This window comes from Leclercia adecarboxylata (genome assembly GCF_035787115.1).
GTDB classification, from domain to species: Bacteria; Pseudomonadota; Gammaproteobacteria; order Enterobacterales; family Enterobacteriaceae; genus Enterobacter; species Enterobacter adecarboxylatus_E.
Map to the genome: position 1 here is coordinate 339,121 of NZ_JALKTL010000002.1, position 21,415 is coordinate 360,535.

At 53.6% G+C, this 21,415-nt stretch carries 16 protein-coding genes; 4 read left to right on the plus strand and 12 right to left on the minus strand.

The window, feature by feature from the left end; genetic code table 11:
* Positions 1-25: 25 nt before the first annotated feature.
* From MXM41_RS09075 to MXM41_RS09105, 7 genes are all read right to left on the minus strand, one after another.
* Positions 26-2,290, minus strand: a complete 2,265-nt coding sequence (locus MXM41_RS09075) for a ComEC family protein (protein WP_325931357.1) — start codon at positions 2,288-2,290, stop codon at positions 26-28.
* Between the two features lie 212 nt (positions 2,291-2,502).
* Positions 2,503-2,790 (minus strand): integration host factor subunit beta, encoded by a 288-nt coding sequence (ihfB, locus tag MXM41_RS09080; RefSeq protein WP_039029484.1) that lies wholly within the window; start codon positions 2,788-2,790, stop codon positions 2,503-2,505.
* Positions 2,791-2,910: 120 nt separating this feature from the next.
* A complete protein-coding gene (gene rpsA, locus MXM41_RS09085) occupies positions 2,911-4,584 on the minus strand; it encodes a 30S ribosomal protein S1 (RefSeq protein WP_325931359.1) in 1,674 nt (557 codons plus the stop codon).
* 111 nt (positions 4,585-4,695) lie between these two features.
* Complete coding sequence (cmk, locus tag MXM41_RS09090; RefSeq protein ID WP_325931361.1) at positions 4,696-5,379, minus strand: (d)CMP kinase; 684 nt, start codon at positions 5,377-5,379, stop codon at positions 4,696-4,698.
* Between the two features lie 182 nt (positions 5,380-5,561).
* Positions 5,562-6,845: a 3-phosphoshikimate 1-carboxyvinyltransferase gene (gene aroA, locus MXM41_RS09095; RefSeq protein WP_325931362.1), complete on the minus strand. Its 1,284-nt coding sequence runs from the start codon at positions 6,843-6,845 to the stop codon at positions 5,562-5,564.
* Positions 6,846-6,914: 69 nt separating this feature from the next.
* Entirely contained in the window at positions 6,915-8,003 is a 1,089-nt protein-coding gene (gene serC / locus MXM41_RS09100; protein WP_325931365.1) for a 3-phosphoserine/phosphohydroxythreonine transaminase, read from the minus strand.
* A 162-nt stretch (positions 8,004-8,165) separates the two neighbouring features.
* A complete protein-coding gene (locus MXM41_RS09105) occupies positions 8,166-8,858 on the minus strand; it encodes a DUF421 domain-containing protein (protein WP_325931368.1) in 693 nt (230 codons plus the stop codon).
* Between the two features lie 138 nt (positions 8,859-8,996).
* On the opposite strand from MXM41_RS09105, the gene ycaO reads away from it, so the two are divergent.
* The 4 genes from ycaO (at position 8,997) to pflA (ending at position 15,306) form a co-directional block, all read left to right on the plus strand.
* Entirely contained in the window at positions 8,997-10,757 is a 1,761-nt protein-coding gene (gene ycaO, locus MXM41_RS09110; RefSeq protein ID WP_325931371.1) for a 30S ribosomal protein S12 methylthiotransferase accessory factor YcaO, read from the plus strand.
* A 406-nt stretch (positions 10,758-11,163) separates the two neighbouring features.
* Entirely contained in the window at positions 11,164-12,021 is an 858-nt protein-coding gene (focA, locus tag MXM41_RS09115) for a formate transporter FocA (protein WP_325931373.1), read from the plus strand.
* Positions 12,022-12,079: 58 nt separating this feature from the next.
* Positions 12,080-14,362, plus strand: a complete 2,283-nt coding sequence (gene pflB / locus MXM41_RS09120; RefSeq protein ID WP_325931375.1) for a formate C-acetyltransferase — start codon at positions 12,080-12,082, stop codon at positions 14,360-14,362.
* Between the two features lie 203 nt (positions 14,363-14,565).
* Complete coding sequence (pflA, locus tag MXM41_RS09125) at positions 14,566-15,306, plus strand: pyruvate formate lyase 1-activating protein (RefSeq protein ID WP_325931377.1); 741 nt, start codon at positions 14,566-14,568, stop codon at positions 15,304-15,306.
* A gap of 34 nt (positions 15,307-15,340) precedes the next feature.
* Here the strand turns inward: pflA and MXM41_RS09130 are convergent, their stop codons facing one another.
* From MXM41_RS09130 to dmsA, 5 genes are all read right to left on the minus strand, one after another.
* Entirely contained in the window at positions 15,341-15,868 is a 528-nt protein-coding gene (locus MXM41_RS09130; protein WP_325931379.1) for an anti-virulence regulator CigR family protein, read from the minus strand.
* A gap of 123 nt (positions 15,869-15,991) precedes the next feature.
* Positions 15,992-17,140: an MFS transporter gene (locus tag MXM41_RS09135; protein ID WP_325931381.1), complete on the minus strand. Its 1,149-nt coding sequence runs from the start codon at positions 17,138-17,140 to the stop codon at positions 15,992-15,994.
* Positions 17,141-17,413: 273 nt separating this feature from the next.
* Entirely contained in the window at positions 17,414-18,277 is an 864-nt protein-coding gene (locus tag MXM41_RS09140) for a dimethyl sulfoxide reductase anchor subunit family protein (protein ID WP_325931384.1), read from the minus strand.
* Between the two features lies 1 nt (position 18,278).
* Complete coding sequence (locus MXM41_RS09145) at positions 18,279-18,896, minus strand: DMSO/selenate family reductase complex B subunit (RefSeq protein WP_325931386.1); 618 nt, start codon at positions 18,894-18,896, stop codon at positions 18,279-18,281.
* Between the two features lie 10 nt (positions 18,897-18,906).
* On the minus strand, positions 18,907-21,351 hold the full coding sequence (dmsA, locus tag MXM41_RS09150) for a dimethylsulfoxide reductase subunit A (protein ID WP_325931388.1): 2,445 nt from the start codon (positions 21,349-21,351) through the stop codon (positions 18,907-18,909).
* Between the last annotated feature and the right edge of the window lie 64 nt (positions 21,352-21,415).

Genomic DNA, 21,415 nt, shown 5'->3' on the forward strand with positions numbered 1-21,415 from the left:
GCATTTGTTGAAATAGCCGCATATTCTACCCGTTATCGCCGGGCGCGCCAAACCACTGATGATACCAACGGGGCAAAATTTGATCCCGTAAGCTATGGATTTGCCAGCCATGTTGCGAAAACGAAACGGTAAGTTGTCCAGAACGGGGGGTTGTTAACCAGAGATACCCTTCCTTTCTGTAACGGCGAGCCACTTTAACCGAGGGCAATCGCCACGCGTTATAGCGGGATGCAGACACCAGGGCAATGTGCCCCCCCACGCGCTGCACCAGTGGGAGTGACGAGGAAGTATTACTGCCATGGTGCGGCACCTGGATAAGTGTAGACGCAAGATATTGCCAGTGACGACTGAGCATCGCTTTTTCTCCCTGCGCCTCAATATCTCCTGTTAACAACACGCTATGGTTGCCGTCCTCAATTTTGACCACGCAGGAACCGTTGTTTCCGCGCAGCGGTTTGTTGGCGAGGGGCCAGTGTGCGCTGAAGGTCAGCCCCCGCCAATGCCACCGCTCTCCGCGCACGCAGGGGTCATGTCCGGCCCATCCCAGCGGGCTTCTTACCCACATCGCTGGCCACGCCTTGCGTAACGACACCAGCCCGCCGATGTGGTCGAGGTGTTCGTGGCTGACAATTACCCCCTCCGGGTGTAAATGATGCCATCGTAGCCAGGGAATAATCAGCTGTTGCGCACTGTCGCCGCCAGGCCAGGCGGGACCTGTGTCATATAAAATCACTCTTCCCTGGCGCTCGATCACCATTGCCAGCCCCTGCCCGACATCCAGCATATGAACGGCCCAGCCCTCTGTTTTATTCGCACGCCAGAGTGGACTGACCGTCAGCACCAGTACCGACGCACAGACTACCGGATACGTGCGCGCGCCGCGCATGCGCCAGGCAACGATGGCGCCCCAGGGCAGCAGGGTCAGACACAACCCGCGTTTATCGACCGGTATCCAGCCGTCAGGCAACATGGTTAAAAAACTAAACAGCAGCGACAGTGAGCCATCTGCCAGATGCCAGACCATATTTTCCGCAAACGGCCATGTCCAGAGATGTAGTCCCATTCCCAGCAAAATAAGCGGCACTGAGATAAAGGTCACCAGTGGGACCGCCACCATGTTCGCGACCAGCGAAGAGAGGCTAAAACCATGGAAGACGACAACCTGCACCGGCAGCAACAGCAAAAGCATGCCGAGCTGCAAATGCAGCAAGTTAATGGCGGCCCTGACTGCCCAGAAGTTGGAACAACGCGGCGCGGGCACCCACTGATACCAGAAAATCAGCACCGCCACCGCAAAGGCTGACAGCAAAAGGCTGTGCGACAACACGGCCAGCGGATCGACCAGTAAAATGGCGGCGATGCAGACTCGCCATACCTGCCAGGGTGACCAGAGACGGCCGCTCAACTGCAACGCCAGACATGCGCCAAGGGAGACGACGGTGCGCAACGCGGGAGGCTGCATTCCGGTAAGCCAGGCGTAAAAGGCAGCAAAGCAGAACCCTGCCAACAGCGGGGCTCGCCAGTTCACCCAGGCTGCCGGGATAAAAAACTGAATGCCACGCACAAGGAGCCAGATAACCGACGCCGCCAGCGCAATATGTAAACCCGAAATTGCCATCAGATGCCCGGTGCCGGTTTCCCGCATCAGATTTTTTATCTCCGGCGTCACCGCCAGCCGCTCCCCCATACCCAACCCCAGCAGAACCGGCCCCCAGGTATAGGCAGAGAGTGAGGTTGTCAGCGAGGCGAGGTAGCGGGCGCGCAAGCTGCAGCGGGCATCTGTCACTTCGGCGTGGGTAAAGCGACCGGTCAGAGGTTGATGCTGTGCCAGAGCATAGCGCTGAGAATCGAAACCGCCGTCGTTAAGCTGCCCGTGAACGGCACGTAATGACAATGTCATTGACCAGCGCTGCCCGGCGCAGCCTGTTTGCGGCAGAGTGTTACCATACAATCTGACGCCCACCGCCGGCACCACCGCTTTACCGTTAAGCTGGATAATGCGGGCCCGATATACCGTATCGCTCTCAACGGCCAGGATCTCAACCCCGGCTTTTTGCGGACCTCGGGTCAGATTCTGCATCGGCCAGACCGCACCGTGTGCCGCAAGCGCTCCCCAGGCAAAAAAAAGCAGCCAGAAGCCACAATAGCGGGCAGTATTATGGCGAATTAAAGCGAGCAGGAAGCCGGCAATCATCATGCCCTGAATCAGCGAAAGCTTTGGCAGAGCGGGCAGCCAGAGCAGCGGCAAGATAGCCAGGATCAGACTTGTCGCCAACGTAGTCAAACGCATTCACACCTCCCTGTGTCAGGGCAGTGTGCCGTTGAAGGTTGAGTATGTCAGGTGCGAAAATGAGCGGTTGCGACGCAGGCTGGCGTAAATTAACAGTTTGCAGAAAAGTGCGGCAAACTTTGCGGCGCAGCTTCCAGATAAAAAGCAGAAAAACAAAAAAGCACCCGCAGGTGCTTTTCTTGTGGTCACTCAGTTCCGCCCGCAGGCAGAACTCAGTTGCCGTAAATATTGGCGCGATCGCGCAGTTCTTTACCCGGCTTAAAGTGCGGAACGTATTTACCTTCCAGCTCTACTTTATCGCCAGTCTTCGGGTTACGCCCGGTACGTGGAGCACGATAGTGCAGAGAAAAACTACCGAAACCGCGGATTTCAATGCGCTCGCCCTGTGCAAGAGTGGTAGCCATATGCTCCAGCATCTCTTTTACAGCGTCTTCCACTGCTTTCGCAGGTATATGCGATTGCTGGCTGGCAAGTCTTTCAATCAATTCTGACTTGGTCATGATTCCTCCGGTTCCTTCAAACCCATTAGCTAAACAGCTTAAACAAGGGCGGCCGTAGCCGCCCTTTGTTATTGATTACAGGACGAATCCTGCAATCTGTCAAGTCACTCTGCGAGTAACTTATTCGCCTTTAGCTGCTTTGAAAGCTTCAGCCATTGCGTTGTTAGAGAAGTTTGCATCTTCCTGTTTGTTAACAGTTGCGATTGCATCTTTCTCATCAGCTTCGTCTTTAGCACGAACAGACAGGCTGATTGTACGGTTCTTACGATCAACGCCGGTGAATTTAGCTTCAACGTCGTCGCCTACGCTCAGAACCAGAGTTGCATCTTCAACGCGGTCACGGGAAGCTTCAGAAGCGCGCAGGTAACCCTCAACGCCGTCAGCCAGTTCTACGGTTGCGCCTTTAGCGTCAACTGCAGTGACTTTACCGTTTACGATTGCGCCTTTCTTGTTCAGTGCAACCCAGTTGTTGAACGGATCTTCTGCGAGCTGTTTAACGCCCAGAGAGATACGCTCACGCTCTGCGTCAACCTGCAGAACAACTGCTGCGATTTCGTCGCCTTTTTTGTATTCACGTACTGCTTCTTCGCCTGCAACGTTCCAGGAGATGTCAGACAGGTGAACCAGGCCGTCGATGCCGCCGTCCAGGCCGATGAAGATACCGAAGTCAGTGATAGACTTGATTTTACCTTCAACACGGTCGCCCTTGTTGTGGGTTTCCGCGAACTGCTGCCATGGGTTGTTTTTGCACTGCTTCAGGCCCAGGGAGATACGACGACGTTCTTCGTCGATATCCAGAACCATAACTTCCACTACGTCACCAACGTTAACAACTTTGGATGGGTGGATGTTTTTGTTGGTCCAGTCCATTTCGGAAACGTGAACCAGGCCTTCAACGCCTTCTTCGATTTCAACGAAGCAGCCGTAGTCGGTCAGGTTGGTAACGCGGCCAGTCAGTTTAGTACCTTCTGGGTAGCGTTTAGCGATAGCAACCCATGGATCTTCGCCCAGCTGTTTCAGGCCGAGGGATACACGAGTACGCTCGCGGTCGAACTTCAGCACTTTAACAGTGATTTCGTCGCCCACGTTCACGATTTCGCTTGGGTGCTTAACGCGTTTCCACGCCATGTCGGTGATGTGCAGCAGGCCATCAACGCCGCCCAGGTCAACGAATGCGCCGTAGTCAGTGAGGTTCTTAACGATACCTTTGACTTCCATGCCTTCCTGCAGGTTTTCCAGCAGCTGATCGCGTTCTGCGCTGTTCTCGGATTCGATAACGGCACGACGGGAAACAACAACGTTGTTACGCTTCTGGTCCAGCTTGATTACTTTGAACTCAAGCTCTTTGCCTTCCAGGTGCAGGGTGTCACGAACTGGACGAACGTCTACCAGTGAACCTGGCAGGAACGCACGAATACCATTCAGCTCAACAGTGAAGCCGCCTTTAACTTTGCCGTTGATAACACCGACCACAGTTTCAGCTTCTTCGTAAGCTTTTTCCAGCGTGATCCAAGCTTCGTGACGTTTAGCTTTTTCACGGGACAGCAGGGTTTCACCGAAGCCGTCTTCTACTGCATCCAGAGCAACGTCAACTTCGTCACCAACCTGGATTTCCAGCTCGCCCTGGGCGTTTTTGAACTGCTCTGCCGGAATGGCAGACTCAGATTTCAGACCGGCGTCAACCAGTACGATATCTTTGTCGATAGCAACAACAACGCCACGAACGATGGAACCCGGACGGGTTTCGATTTCTTTTAAGGATTCTTCAAACAGTTGAGCAAAAGATTCAGTCATGTTTAATCTTCAGGTTAATATTAACGTCCACCTGGCTCCGTGCCGGATGGGGTTGTTTCACATACCCGCCGTCAATCCATTGCAGCGGGGGTACTGCTAAATCGGTCGCAATTACGCGAGTGCCAGTTTTTGGCGCGCATATTGTAGCGCTTTTTCAATCACTTGCTCAATAGTTAAACTGGTAGAATCCAGAACTAATGCATCATCTGCAGGAACAAGCGGTGCAACGGCGCGATTACGGTCGCGATCGTCGCGCTCTTTTATCTCAGACAAAAGACGTTCAAAGTTAACACTAAAGCCTTTTTCCTGCAACTGTAGCATGCGGCGCTGCGCACGCTCTTCCGGGGAGGCATCAAGGAAAATTTTGACCGGTGCATCAGGGAAAACCACGGTCCCCATGTCGCGTCCATCGGCGATCAGGCCCGGTGCATCGCGGAAGGCGCGCTGGCGACGTAAAAGCGCCTCGCGAACGCGCGGGAAAGCGGCGACCTTAGAGGCGGCGTTCGCCACGTCCTGGGTGCGGATCTCCCCGCTCACATCTTCCCCTTCGAGGATCACTTCAAGGTTGCCGTTGGTGGAGACAAAACGCACGTCCAGATGGGCGGCCAGCGGCACCAGCGCCTCTTCAGAGGCCACATCAACATGATGATGCAGAGCAGCCAGCGCCAGCACACGATAGATTGCGCCCGAATCTAAAAGATGCCATTGCAGTGCTTCCGCCATCGCTTTGCACAGGGTACCCTTACCTGCGCCACTCGGCCCGTCAATGGTGATAACCGGGGCAATTGCCGTCATCTTTTTCTCCTTAAATTAGGCATACCGTTGTGTAAACGCCGCGCATTATACGCGTCAATGTGCACAACTGTTACCTTTGCGTGCAAATTACGGAATGATTGAAGCTGAGTGTAGAAGAAATGGGCGATGTTAACGTCAGGAAGAGTAAGGAAATGCCGCACCGGACGGTGCGGCATGGCTTATCAGGCCGGCGTGCTGATACGCGCCAGTTGGTCGAAATAGTCCGGGAAGGTTTTCGCGGTACATTTCGGATCCAGAATGGTGACCGGCGTGTCCGACAGCGCCACCAGCGAGAAGCACATGGCCATACGGTGATCGTTGTAGGTGCCAATCTCTGCAACCTGCAGCTTCGCCGGCGGCGTCACGCGAATATAGTCTTCGCCCTCTTCCACTTCGGCACCGACTTTACGCAGCTCGGTCGCCATGGCGAACAGACGATCGGTCTCCTTCACGCGCCAGTTATAGATATTGCGTAACGTGGTGGAGCCTTTGGCAAACAGAGCCGCTGTGGCAATGGTCATCGCCGCATCAGGGATATGGTTCATGTCCATATCAATGGCGTTCAGTTCACCGCGGGTGCAGGAAATATAATCATCGCCCCAGGTCACAACGGCACCCATCTTCTCCAGCACATCGGCAAAACGAATGTCGCCCTGCACGCTGTTGCGGCCAATTCCGGTCACTTTAACGGTACCGCCTTTAATGGCACCCGCCGCCAGGAAGTAAGAGGCAGACGAGGCATCTCCCTCCACCAGGTAGTGCCCCGGCGTCTGATACTGCTGTGCACCGCGCACCACGAAACGCTGGTAGTTCTGGTTTTCGACCTCAACGCCAAACGTCTTCATCAGATGCAGCGTGATATCGATATAGGGTTTTGAAACCAGCTCACCTTTGATGGTGATGGTGGTGTTCTGCGGTGCCAGCGGTGCGGTCATTAACAGCGCGGTCAGGAACTGGCTGGAGACGCTGCCATCCACCGCCACCTCACCACCGATAAAGCCACCGCGCAGACGCAGCGGCGGATAGTTTTCCTGCTCCAGATAATCAATTTGCGCGCCGCCCTGACGCAGCGCATCAACCAGATGGCCAATCGGGCGCTCTTTCATGCGCGGTTCGCCCGTCAGCACAATGTCATTGCTACCCAGGCACAGCGCCGCAGCCAGCGGACGCATTGCCGTACCGGCATTCCCGAGGAACAGCTCCAGCGCCTCAGCGGAGTGCAGAGCACCAGCATTGCCCGTCACTTCACAACGGGTACGATCGGCAGACAGGGTATAGTGGACTCCTAACGCTTTTAGCGCATTGAGCATATGGCGAACGTCATCGCTGTCCAGCAGGTTAGTGAGAACAGTGGTGCCGTTTGCCAGCGCAGCCAGCAGCAAGGCGCGGTTCGAGACACTTTTTGAACCAGGCAGATTGATGGTGCCATCTACCCGCGCGATAGGTTGTAACGTCAGGGATTCCATGAAATTTAATTCTCAGTTCAACATAATAAAAACCCCGCAGCCAGGCCGCGGGGGTGAGCCATGCCGTGATTAACCGTGGCGACGTTCGAAGTCAATCATGAAGTCAGTCAGGGCCTGAACGCCTTCAAGCGGCATGGCGTTATAAATAGATGCACGCATTCCGCCAACCACGCGGTGGCCTTTCAGCGCATGAAGACCTGCGGCGAAAGACTCTTCCAGGAACAGCTTATCGAGATTGCTGTCGGCCAGCTGGAACGGCACGTTCATGCGGGAACGGTTCGCTTTGGCGACGTCGTTGCGGTAAAAATCGCTGTTATCAATGGTGCCGTAAAGCAGTTCTGCTTTTTGCTGGTTGAGTTTTTCCATCTGCGTCACGCCGCCCTTGTGCTTCAGCCATTTGAAGACCAGGCCGGAGAGATACCAGGCAAACGTCGGTGGGGTATTGAACATAGAATCGTTGTCGTTCAGCACGGTATAATCAAGGATCGACGGACAAGACTTATGCGCTTTACCCAGCAGATCTTCACGCACGATCACTAACGTCAGACCGGCCGGACCGATATTTTTCTGTGCGCCTGCGTAGATAACGCCGTAGCGACTGACATCCAGCGGGTTAGAGAGAATGGTGGAGGAGAAATCCGCCGTCACAACCACGTCATCGCCAAAGTCTGGCTCTTCGTGGATGGCGATGCCGTCAATAGTTTCATTCGGGCAGTAGTGCAGGTAGGCCGCATCGCGGGAGAGCTGCCATTCGCTCATCGGTTTCACCGCGCGTAAGCCGTCAACGGTAACTTTGGCATCGATAACGTTCGGGGCGCAATATTTGTGGGCTTCTTTTACCGCGCTCGCCGCCCAGTAACCAGCATCAACATAGTCCGCCGTTGTTTTGTCGCCCAGCAGGTTCAGTGGAATGCCTGCAAACTGACCGCGACCACCGCCGTGACAGAACAGCACTTTGTAGCTGGAGGGGATATTCAGCAGATCGCGGAAATCCTGTTCTGCCTCTTCCGCCACCTGAATAAACTCTTTACCACGGTGGCTGATTTCCATCACCGACGTACCAAGACCCTGCCAGTCAACCAGCTCCTGCTGAGCCTGTTTGAGTACATCCGCCGGTAACATTGCCGGACCTGAACTGAAATTAAAAACCTGAGCCATTTCCCCTCACCACGCTAAAAGCAATAAGTTATAACTGTGGATATCGGTTTTATCATTCAGTGACACGCGCCGCAATGTCTAAAACTTATGACCCGGAAAATGTGCCCGCCATCACACAATAGATTCTGCCAGCGGGCTGTCACAAAACCGACAAAATCGCTGTCAGGCAATGCGTTTGGCCCGGCTAACCTTCGTCCATTCTGGATTCACGCAGCGTGGGCACAATTTATGATCCCCCGCGACCATTGCCTCGACGTGGCCACATCTTATACAGGCGTATTCCTGCGTTGAAGGAACATGGGTATAACGCTCAACATACTCAGCTGGCAGGATACATAATCCCGGCTTTACTTCGTCATTTGGATAGTAATAAATGCTAATTTCACCATTCGTTTCCATAATGGCCAGCCGGATCTGGCCCAGTTGCTCAACGCTACTGTTTCGAAGTTCCATAAAAAACTCGTATTCAGTCATATTGGCGCCTTTGACCTTATCCCAGGCCAGTTTTCCCTCTTCGATGATGACGACAGGCTTTCCTTCCAGCAGATCTTCCAGCTTTTCACTTTTGGACATCAGCCACATGACCAGCCTATAGAGCACGGCCAACGAAACAAAAACGATGAACACCGGTACCATCGGCACATCGTCGTAAAAGGCCACGTCACCCGCCGCCGACCCCAGGGTAAGAATGATTAACACTTCAAAGAGGGACATCTGGCGCACACCGCGCCGGCCAGTGATCTTAAGAAACAGGAAAACCAGCACAAAGGTGTAGAGACTTCGCAGCGCCACCTCACCTAAAAATTCAACGGGCACTTTATCAAAGGCCATCCGCTGAAGATCGAACGCTTTCATTTTTATATTCCTTTACAGCAAGTTACTGAAGATAAGCATAGCCCAGGCTTTTATTTTTGCCGCGACCCCTGCGGAGATAGCGCCTGTCACGTAAAACCCGTATCATTGCGCGCTTTCCGTACGATATAAGTGATCCCCATGACCCAAACGTTTATCCCCGGCAAAGACGCCGCCCTGGAAGATTCCATTGCGCGCTTCCAGCAAAAACTGACCGACCTGGGCTTTAACATCGAAGAGGCTTCCTGGCTAAACCCGGTTCCCCACGTCTGGTCTGTGCATATTCGCGATAAAGAGTGTGCGCTGTGCTTTACCAACGGTAAAGGCGCGACCAAAAAAGCGGCGCTGGCCTCCGCGCTGGGTGAGTATTTTGAGCGTCTCTCCACTAACTATTTCTTTGCCGATTTCTGGCTGGGCGAGACTGTGGCAAATGGCCCGTTTGTCCACTATCCAAATGAAAAATGGTTCCCGCTGACCGAAGACGATGAACTGCCGGAAGGGATCCTCGACGATCGTCTGCGTGCGTTTTACGATCTGGAGAATCAACTGACCGCCAGCATGCTGGTCGATCTGCAGTCGGGTAATGAAGATCGCGGTATTTGCGCCCTGCCGTTTACCCGTCAGTCGGATGAGCAAACCGTCTATATTCCGATGAACATTGTCGGCAACCTGTACGTCTCCAACGGCATGTCAGCCGGTAACACCCGCAACGAAGCGCGTGTTCAGGGTCTGTCCGAGGTCTTTGAGCGTCATATTAAAAATCGCATTATCGCAGAATCTATCAGCCTGCCGGCAATCCCGGCTGAAGTACTGGCCCGCTATCCGGGCGTGGTGGAGTCTATTGCCAAACTGGAAGCAGAAGGCTTCCCGATCTTCGCCTATGACGGCTCTCTGGGCGGTAAGTATCCGGTCATCTGCGTGGTGCTGTTCAATCCAGCGAACGGTACCTGCTTCGCTTCCTTTGGAGCACATCCGGACTTCGGCGTGGCGCTGGAGCGTACCGTTACCGAACTGCTGCAGGGCCGTAGCCTTAAAGATCTCGACGTGTTTACGCCGCCGACGTTCGATGACGAAGAGGTGGCGGAACATGCCAACCTGGAAACGCACTTCATCGACTCCAGCGGTTCTATCTCCTGGGATCTGTTTAAGCAGGACGCCGATTATCCATTTGTTGACTGGAGCTTCTCCGGTACCACGGAGGAAGAGTTCGCCACGCTGATGGCTATCTTCACAGCCGAAGATCAGGAAGTGTACATCGCCGATTATGAGCACCTGGGCGTTTATGCCTGTCGTATTCTGGTGCCGGGCATGTCTGATATCTATCCGGTGGAAGATCTGTGGCTGGCAAATAACAGCATGGGCAGCCATCTGCGCGAAACCCTGCTGGCGCTGCCGGAGAGTGCATGGGAGAAAGAGGATTACCTGAATCTCATTACCCAACTGGACGACGAAGGTCACGACGACTTCACGCGCGTGCGCGAGCTGCTGGGTCTGGCAACAGGCAAAGATAACGGCTGGTACACCCTGCGTATCGGCGAGCTGAAGGCGATGCTGGCGCTGGCGGGTGGCGATCTGGAACAGGCGCTCATCTGGACTGAGTGGACCATCGAATTCAACGCCTCGGTATTCAGCGCTGAGCGTGCGAACTACTACCGCTGCCTGCAGACGCTGCTGTTACTGTCACAGGAAGAAGATCGTCAGCCTTTACAGTATCTGAATGCCTTTACCCGCATGTATGGTGCCGAAGCGGTAGAGAACGCCAGCGCGGCCCTCTGCGGCGAAGCGCCGTTCTATGGCCTGCAAGCAGTGGATAGCGATCTGAAAGCCTTCCCTGCGCACCAGTCATTACTAAAAGCCTATGAGAAGTTGCAGAAGGCAAAAAGCGCATTCTGGGCTAAATAACGTTACATACCATTACAAAGAGTAGGCGAATACAATCACCTACGTTATATTACGGGGCAATTTTATTGCCCCGTTTTTTATTTCTGCGGTAATAAATGTTTAATTGTAATAATTAAGTTAAATATTGGTAGCTATAATAATAGCGACCTGGCGGTTATTGTTACTTTTTATATGAAATACTCCATTCTAATTAACTGTCACAGATGGCGTCAGGAGAAAAAAATCAAATCATTTTGTAACTTTTAAAATTTATTTTTATTTGGATAATCATAAACTTACCCCGCATTTGCTGAAAAACCATACACCGTGCGGGCCTATAAGCCAGGCGAGATATGATCTATATCAATTTCTCTTCTATAATGCTTTGTTAGTATCTCGTCGCCGACTTAATAAAGAGAGAGTTAGTGTGAAAGCTGACAACCCTTTTGATCTTTTACTCCCAGCTGCAATGGCAAAAGTTGCCGAAGAAGCGGGTGTCTATAAAGCAACGAAACAACCGCTGACGACGTTCTTCCTGGCGATTACTGCCGGGGTGTTCATCTCCATTGCCTTTGTTTTTTATATTACTGCGACCACCGGTACAGCCGCGATGCCATTCGGTATTGCCAAGCTGATTGGCGGCATCTGTTTCTCACTGGGTCTGATTCTGTGCGTCATTTGCGGTGCCGATCTTTTTACCTCTACGGTGCTTATCGTGGTGGCAAAAGCCAGCGGCAGGATCACCTGGGGTCAACTGGGGAAAAACTGGCTCAACGTTTACGTAGGCAACCTGATTGGTGCCCTGCTCTTTGTTTTGTTGATGTGGCTGTCAGGTGAATATATGACCGCCAACGGTGCGTGGGGGCTTAACGTCCTGCAAACCGCCGACCACAAAGTACACCATACATTTATTGAAGCCGTTGCCCTTGGCATCCTCGCAAACCTGATGGTCTGCCTGGCAGTCTGGATGAGCTACTCCGGACGCAGCCTGATGGACAAAGCCATGATCATGGTGCTGCCGGTCGCCATGTTCGTTGCCAGCGGCTTTGAGCACAGCATTGCAAACATGTTTATGATTCCTTTCGGTATCGTAATCCGTAACTTTGCCACCCCGGAGTTCTGGACCGCAGTTGGCGCCAGCCCGGAAAGTTTCTCTCACCTGACCGTTATGAACTTCATTACTGATAACCTGATCCCAGTCACAATCGGGAACATTATTGGCGGTGGTCTGCTGGTTGGGTTGACATACTGGGTCATTTACCTGCGTGGCGATAACCATCATTAGTGAGTAATGGTTTTCTCAGGCAGTAAATAAAAAATCCACTTAAGAAGGTAGGTGTTACATGTCCGAACTTAATGAAAAGTTAGCCACAGCATGGGAAGGTTTTGCCAAAGGTGATTGGCAGAATGAAGTCAACGTTCGTGACTTCATCCAGAAAAACTACACCCCATATGAAGGTGACGAATCCTTCCTGGCCGGTGCTACCGACGCAACCACAGCCCTGTGGGACAGCGTTATGGAAGGCGTTAAGCAGGAAAACCGCACTCACGCGCCTGTTGATTTCGACACCTCCATCGCGTCCACCATCACTTCTCACGACGCGGGTTATATCAACAAGTCCCTTGAGAAGATCGTTGGTCTGCAAACTGAAGCACCACTGAAACGTGCGATTATCCCGTTCGGTGGTATCAAAATGGTTGAAGGTTCCTGCAAAGCGTACAATCGCGAGCTGGACCCAATGCTGAAAAAAATCTTCACTGAATACCGTAAAACCCATAACCAGGGCGTGTTTGACGTTTACACCAAAGACATCCTGAACTGCCGTAAATCTGGCGTCCTGACCGGTCTGCCAGATGCGTATGGCCGTGGCCGTATCATCGGTGACTACCGTCGCGTTGCGCTGTACGGTATTGATTTCCTGCTGAAAGACAAATACTCCCAGTTCCTGTCTCTGCAGTCCGATCTGGAAAATGGCGTAAACCTGGAAGCCACTATCCGTCTGCGTGAAGAGATTTCTGAACAACACCGTGCGCTGGGCCAGATCAAAGAGATGGCAGCTAAGTACGGTTGCGATATCTCTGGACCTGCGACCAACGCTCAGGAAGCTATTCAGTGGACCTACTTCGGTTATCTGGCTGCTGTTAAGTCCCAGAACGGTGCAGCAATGTCCTTCGGTCGTGTCTCCACCTTCCTGGATGCATACATCGAACGTGACCTGAAAGCAGGCAAAATCACAGAACTTGACGCTCAGGAAATGATTGACCACCTGGTCATGAAACTGCGTATGGTTCGCTTCCTGCGTACCCCAGAGTATGATGAACTGTTCTCTGGTGACCCAATCTGGGCAACTGAATCCATCGCCGGTATGGGTGTTGATGGCCGTACCCTGGTCACTAAAAACAGCTTCCGCTTCCTGAATACCCTGTACACCATGGGGCCATCTCCGGAGCCGAACATTACCGTTCTGTGGTCTGAAAAACTGCCACTGAACTTCAAAAAATTCGCCGCTAAAGTCTCCATCGACACTTCTTCTCTGCAGTACGAGAACGATGACCTGATGCGTCCTGACTTCAACAACGATGACTACGCTATCGCTTGCTGCGTAAGCCCAATGGTTGTTGGTAAACAAATGCAGTTCTTCGGTGCGCGTGCAAACCTGGCGAAAACCATGCTGTACGCAATCAACGGCGGCGTTGATGAAAAACTGAAAATGCAGGTTGGTCCTAAGTCTGAGCCGATCAAAGGCGATGTGCTGAACTACGACGAAGTGATGGATCGCATGGATCACTTCATGGACTGGCTGGCTAAACAGTACGTCACCGCGCTGAACGTCATCCACTACATGCACGACAAGTACAGCTACGAAGCCTCTCTGATGGCGCTGCACGACCGTGACGTGGTACGCACCATGGCGTGTGGTATCGCAGGTCTGTCCGTGGCTGCTGACTCCCTGTCTGCTATCAAATATGCGAAAGTTAAACCCGTTCGTGATGAAGACGGTCTGGCTATCGACTTCGAAATCGAAGGCGAATATCCGCAGTTTGGTAACAACGATGCTCGCGTTGATGACATGGCGGTTGACCTGGTAGAACGTTTCATGAAGAAAATTCAGAAACTGACTACTTACCGTAACGCTATCCCGACCCAGTCTGTTCTGACCATCACCTCTAACGTTGTGTATGGTAAGAAAACCGGTAACACCCCAGACGGTCGTCGTGCTGGTGCGCCATTCGGACCTGGTGCCAACCCAATGCATGGCCGTGACCAGAAAGGTGCAGTTGCCTCTCTGACTTCCGTTGCCAAACTGCCGTTTGCTTACGCTAAAGATGGTATCTCTTACACCTTCTCTATCGTTCCAAATGCGCTGGGTAAAGACGACGAAGTGCGTAAAACCAACCTCGCGGGTCTGATGGACGGTTACTTCCATCACGAAGCATCCATCGAAGGTGGTCAGCACCTGAACGTGAACGTGATGAACCGTGAAATGCTGCTCGATGCGATGGAACATCCGGAAAAATATCCGCAGCTGACCATCCGTGTATCTGGCTACGCAGTACGTTTTAACTCGCTGACTAAAGAACAGCAGAAAGACGTTATTACCCGTACTTTCACTCAGTCCATGTAAGTGGATTTGACTGAAAACGCCAGGTAAAAGGCGTACAATAAAGGCTCCACATAAGTGGGGCCTTTTTAACACCTCCCGCTCCGCAGTCTCTTTTGCCCGCTATCTATAATGAATGGATAACAGCCAAAACAGACTCGACACAGCCGCCTGAGCTGTGCAAATAAACAGGCCCCGGACGGGCCGAATCTGGAGATATCACCGCAATGTCAACTATTGGTCGCATTCACTCCTTTGAGTCCTGTGGCACCGTCGATGGCCCGGGCATCCGTTTTATTACTTTCTTCCAGGGCTGCCTGATGCGCTGCATGTATTGCCATAACCGCGATACATGGGATACCCACGGCGGCAAAGAGGTCACCGTCGAAGAATTAATGAAAGAAGTGGTGACCTATCGCCACTTTATGAACGCCTCCGGTGGCGGTGTGACCGCATCCGGTGGTGAAGCGATCCTGCAGGCCGAGTTTGTGCGCGACTGGTTCCGCGCCTGCCGTAAAGAGAGCATTCATACCTGCCTGGATACCAACGGCTTTGTCCGCCGCTACGATCCGGTGATCGATGAACTGCTGGAAGTGACTGACCTGGTGATGCTCGATCTCAAGCAGATGAACGATGAAATCCACCAGAATCTGGTGGGCGTCTCTAACCATCGCACTTTAGAGTTCGCGAAATATATTTCCGCCAAAGGCATTAAAACCTGGATCCGTTATGTTGTGGTTCCTGGCTGGTCAGACGACGACGACTCCGCGCACCGCCTGGGTGAGTTCACGCGTGATATGGGTAACGTCGAGAAAATTGAATTGCTGCCTTATCACGAGTTGGGCAAACATAAATGGGTGGCGATGGGTGAAGAGTACAAGCTTGATGGCGTGAAGCCGCCGAAGAAAGAGACCATGGAACGCGTCAAAGGCATTCTTGAGCAGTACGGTCACAAGGTAATGTATTAACAAAACGCCCGGTATTCACCGGGCGTTTTATTTATTAGTCAAAGACACCATTAATAATGGTGGTCACAATCGCCGTACTCAGCGCAATTAATACCAGATCTTTACCGACTACCCGCCATTCATAGCCTGGATAAGAGGGCAACTGGCCTAACATCGACGCCGGTACGGTCTTTTTCGCAATGCCCGGAGGCAGCGGTTTACCGCGCGCAAGGTTTTTTGCAATCCCCGGCGGCAGTGAATCATAGCCTGTTAAACCATAGTTCAGAGCCAGATGACGGACATGATCGTAACTGACACGCGCATCCACATCATCCCTTACGCTTTTATTTGATTTTCCGGAACTGTGGCTACCATTATTTTGTTTATTGCCATGGTTATCGGCATTCCCTTTGCCGGCATTCCCTTTGCCGGCATTTCCGTTACCATGATTACCGCTATTACCTTGCCCACCGCCGTTGCCGTGGCCATTGCCATTTCCCGGATTAGCCATAACAGGTGCAGTTGCAAATGATAAAGACAACACTACTGCCAGCGCGGTAGTGGTAAAACGACAAATAGACATGATCGCTGCCTTTTAGTGGTAGAACGCATCTGAATTATCGCCAGGCGTAATAAACAAACAATGCGTAAAACTCTTAGATGTGACAGAGACAAAAAAGCCTGTCGTCGACAGGCTTTTATTTCTTCAGGCATGCGCCACCGGCGTTGGGTGTTCACCCACTTTACGCAGCAGCATTAAGAGGTAAATAAACGACACGCTGGCGATCATGATAAAGAGCAGATTGTCGGAATAATTCTGCATCAGCATGGCGGTAAAAGTCGGCCCCAGTAAACTGCCGATGGTATAGCTCAGCAGCAGCGCCTGGTTCATGGCAACCAGCTGATGATGCTCCACTTTTTCGCAGGCCCAGGCCATTGCAACCGGATAGAGGGTAAAGCCTGCCGCGCCCAGAATAAATAGCGCAGGCGCCATGGCGGCATTACTGAGCATGGCAACACAACCCATGATCACCACGAAGACCTGAACCCGCAGCACCAGCAGGCGCCCGAAGCGGTCAGCAAGACGTCCCACCGGCCACTGTCCGACAATGCCCGCGCTGACCATCACCGCCATCCAGAAACCAATTCCAGAATCACTGACGCCCTGATGGTTGAGGTAGAGCGGCATCAGACCATAGAGTGAACCCAGCACAATTCCGGAGATGATGCAGCCATTAACGCCCAGACGCGCCTGGCGCAATCTCAGCATCGGCCACACGTGGGTCGCTTCCTGATGCTCGCTGCTCTGATTGACAATGCGCGTAAAGAGCAGCGGCAGAATCGCGGCCAGTACCATGCCCGTCACCCACGGCAGCACGTTCATCAGGTCGGTCGGAAGTTTGCTGACCATCAGCTGGCCCAGAACGGTGCCGACATAATAGACCATCATATAGGCTGCCAGCAGGCGGCCGCGGTTGCGGGAGGTGCCGCTGCACATCAGGGCACTTTCCACCACCACCCAGATCATGGCGCAGCCTACGCCGGCAATAAATCGCCAGAACATCCAGCTCCAGAAGCCGACCATCAACCCCAGCCCGGCACATCCGGCAGCAAAAATAAGCGATGCCAGATAATAGCTGCGGTTAAAACCGAAGCGTTTTATCAGGCTTCCCGTCAGCAATGTTCCCAGCAGGTTGCCGGTAAAAAAGGACGAGCTGACCATGCCCACCTGCCAGGTCGGTAAGTTTTCATGGGCGAGCCACAGCGGAACGAGCGTATTTAACACCGCGATCGCCAGGGTCAGCAAAAGCAGGCCACAGAGCAACAAAAGCACTGGCCGGGTATAGGTCGACATGGATTAAAAACCGTGAGGAAGTTCAGATTTCGTGCGCATCATGCCACTGGCAAAAACAAAGTCAATCCACCCGATTGGGCCGCACGCACAATATGTTGCCTGTCGATTGAAAAAACTCATCCTGTTCATGCAATGACTGCTATCGATATTAATTATGTGTTTGTTTTTATTTATGTAGGGACAAAATTAAAACCAAACGACAGTTGAAAAATTTCATGATCGAAAATGAAAAGCCGGGCACTAAGTCCCGGCTTTATATAACAAAAATCAGGGTTAACTGGCGACAGCCATTCCAACGGTCATATGCAGGCCGTAAAACACCCCACGCCCCAGCAACTCACCCGCCAGCACCAGCACAAATGCCACCGACAGTAACGGGAGAGCAGGCTGATAGCCTTTAACCTGAGGTACGACCCAGCAGCCCAGCGCAGCCACCAGCAGTACCAAACGCCAGGCCATCAACGAGCCGTAATCCGGCACCAGGGCCGAAGCCTGCTGAATGGAGCTATGGATCGTTGCCAGTTCAGCGCCCTGCATCACGGCGACGATGGCGCTGACAACCAGCGCCAGCAGCGACACGGCAGGCAGTAAACGCATTGCCCAGCCGTCTACGCCTGCCATGCGCAGCAGCAGGAAGCCCAGCAGCGGCCCGCCGATGAACATCGTCAGGAAGAAACTCATCGGCGTCCATAGGCTGTACCAGGTGGGCACCGTGTCGATGGTGTTATAGACCCGTACCATCATCCAGACAAAGACCACACCCAGCACCATAGTGACCACCAGCCACAGGCTGCGCAGCCCGGCAGGCAGCTTCTTCAGCACCGCCAGTAGCCAGCCCAGACCACCAACAGCGAAGAAGATCGCCCCGCTGGCGATCTCATTGCTGAGTGAAGAGGCACCCACGCGGTTCAGGGAGTTGAATGCGCGCATTGGCGACCCCAGGTGCAGCGTAGAGGCGATAAAGCCAATACCCATCAGCACCCACAGGCCAAACATACTCACTACCAGACGCTGCTGTTGTTCGGTACTGAGATTACCTTTTAGCAACGCCAGCGCGAGCACAATAAAACCACCCGCTACGCACTGTCCAAAGACAGTGAAAATCATTAACGGCCATTCATGCCATCCACTTCCCATCTCACACCTCCTTTGGATTAGCCAGATAGCCGGTGGTATCACCCGTTGGTCGGCTGTTGGCATTGGGTTTAATGACGATACTCGGCTTCGTGAAGTGCGCTGACGGCAGCGGCGCGACGGCAGCCAGCTTGCCGTATTTCTGCCGCAGCTCGGCAATCGGGCCAAAATCCAGCGCGCGTAACGGGCAGGATTCAACGCAAATGGGCTTATGGCCTTCGGACACGCGGTCATGGCAACCGTCGCACTTAGTCATGTGGCCTTTGGCGGCGTTATACTGCGGCGCACCGTACGGGCAGGCCATATGGCAGTAGCGGCAGCCAATGCAGACATCTTCATTCACGACGACAAAACCGTCGTCGCGCTTGTGCATCGCACCGCTCGGGCACACTTTGGTGCAGGCAGGATCTTCACAGTGGTTACAGGAAATGGACAGATAGTAGGCAAAGACGTTCTGATGCCAGACGCCGTTGTCTTCCTGCCAGTCGCCTCCCGCGTACTCGTAGATACGGCGGAAGCTGACATCCGGCGTCAGATCTTTGTAATCTTTACAGGCCAGCTCACAGGTTTTACACCCGGTGCAGCGGCTTGAATCAATAAAAAATCCATACTGAGTGGTCATCGGCTACTCCTTACGCCTTTTCAACCTGAACGAGGTTACTGTGAGACGGATTGCCTTTCGCCAGCGGCGACGGGCGTTGCGTGGTGAGCACGTTAATGCAGCCCGCCTGGTCGACGCGCTTCGCGTCCGGGTTGTACCAGGCCCCCTCACCTAACGCGACCACGCCCGGCAGGATACGCGGCGTTACTTTGGCTTCAATGTGTACTTCGCCACGACCGTTGAAGATGCGCACCCGGTCACCGTTGGCGATCCCGCGCGATTTTGCATCCAGTGGATTGATCCACATCTCCTGACGACAGGCTGCCTTCAGGACGTCAACGTTGCCGTAGGTGGAGTGCGTACGCGCTTTATAGTGGAAGCCGGTCAGCTGCAGTGGGAAGGATTTGCTCTGCGGATCGTCGTAGTTTTCAAAGCCCGGGCTGTACACCGGCAGCGGATCGATCACGTCGTCTTTCGCCAGCTCCCAGGTCGCAGCAATCTGCGCCAGCTGGGCGGAGTAGATCTCAATTTTGCCCGACGGCGTAGTGAGCGGGTTAGCGACAGGATCGGCGCGGAAGGCTTTGTAAGCCACGTGATGCCCTTCCGGGTCACGCTTTTTGAACATACCTTGCTGGCGGAATTCATCAAATGACGGCAGATCCGGAATGGCTTCGCGGGATTGCTCGTACAGGTGGCGCATCCAGCCTTCCTGGGTGCGGCCTTCCGTGAACTGTTGCTCAACGCCCATGCGTTTTGCCAGCTCGGTGGTCATCTCATAGATGGTTTTGCAGCCGAAGCGCGGTTTGATCGCCTGGTCAGCAAAAATGACATAAGACATGTTGCCGCAGGAGGCATCCAGGGCGAAGTCCATCTGCTCAGAGGCGGTGCAGTCCGGCAGCAGAATGTCGGCATACTTCGCCGAGGAGGTCATATGGCAGTCTACCACGACAATCAGCTCACACTTTTTGTCATCCTGGAGGATCTCGTGGGTGCGGTTGATCTGCGAATGCTGGTTGATCAGGCAGTTCCCGGCGTAGTTCCAGACCATTTTGATCGGTACGTCAAGTTTATCTTTGCCGCGAACGCCGTCGCGGGTGGCGGTCATCTCCGTACCGCGCTCAATGGCATCGGTCCACATAAACATCGAAATACTGGTCTGAACCGGGTTATCCAGAGTCGGCATACGTACAAACGGCAAGGAATACGACCCTTCCCGTGCGCCGCTGTTGCCGCCGTTTATCCCGACGTTGCCGGTTAAAATTGCCAGCATGGCGATAGCGCGGGAGACCAGTTCACCATTGGCATGGCGCTGCGGGCCCCAGCCCTGGGAAATAAATGCGGGCTTCGCCCCGGCAATTTCACGTGCCAGTTTAACGATACGCGCCTCGGGAATACCGGTGATGGCTGCGGCCCAGGCCGGGGTTTTGGCAATGCCGTCATTTCCTTGACCAAGAATATAGGCTTTATAGTGACCGTTCGCTGGTGCGCCTTCCGGCAGCGTTTTTTCATCGTAGCCGATGCAGTATTTGTCAAGGAAAGGCTGATCGACGAGGTTTTCAGTGATCATGACCCACGCCAGCGCTGAGATCAGCGCCGCATCGGTTCCCGGACGGATGGGGATCCACTCATCTTCACGCCCAGCCCCGGTGTCGGTATAGCGAGGATCAATGACGATCATCCGGGCGTTCGATTTTTGCCGCGCCTGTTCAACGTAGTATGTCACCCCGCCGCCGCTCATGCGGGTTTCACCAGGGTTATTGCCGAACAGCACCACCAGCTGGCTGTTTTCGATATCCGAGGGGCTGTTGCCATCGGCCCAGCCGCCATAGGTGTAATTCAGGCCTGCGGCAATCTGCGCGGTGGAGTAGTCACCATAATGGTTGAGGTAACCCCCGCAGCAGTTCATCAGGCGCGCGATCAGGGTTTTTCCCGGCGGCCAGGAGCGGGTCATGGTGCCGCCGAGGGTGCCGGTGCCGTAGTTCAGATAGATAGATTCGTTGCCGTAATCCTTAATCAGACGCTGCATCGTGCTGGCGATGGTGTCATAGGCTTCTTCCCAGCTGATGGGTTCAAATTTGCCTTCACCGCGTTTGCCCACGCGCTTCATCGGCTGTTTCAGGCGATCCGGGTTATAGACGCGGCGGCGCATCGAGCGACCACGCAGGCAGGCGCGAACCTGATGTAACCCTTCGTAGTTATCGTCCCCGGTATTGTCGGTCTCAACGTATTTAATTTCACCGTCAACGACATGCATACGCAGCGGACAGCGGCTGCCACAGTTCACCGTGCAGGCGCTCCAGACCACTTTCTCGTCAGGCTTGACTGCCGCAACGGCTTCGGCGGCAGATGTCAGACGTGAAAAAGGCAGGGTCAATGCGCTGCTGGCAACAGCCAGACCGCCAATCGCGGTGGTTTTCATCAACCCACGCCGGCTCACCTCAGCCGCCAGCAACGCATCAGGCGTTTTCATTTTCATAGGCTCTCACTTTGATTGCTCACAAAGTTCAAAAGTGCGGCGATAACCGCTATATAGTTTTTTA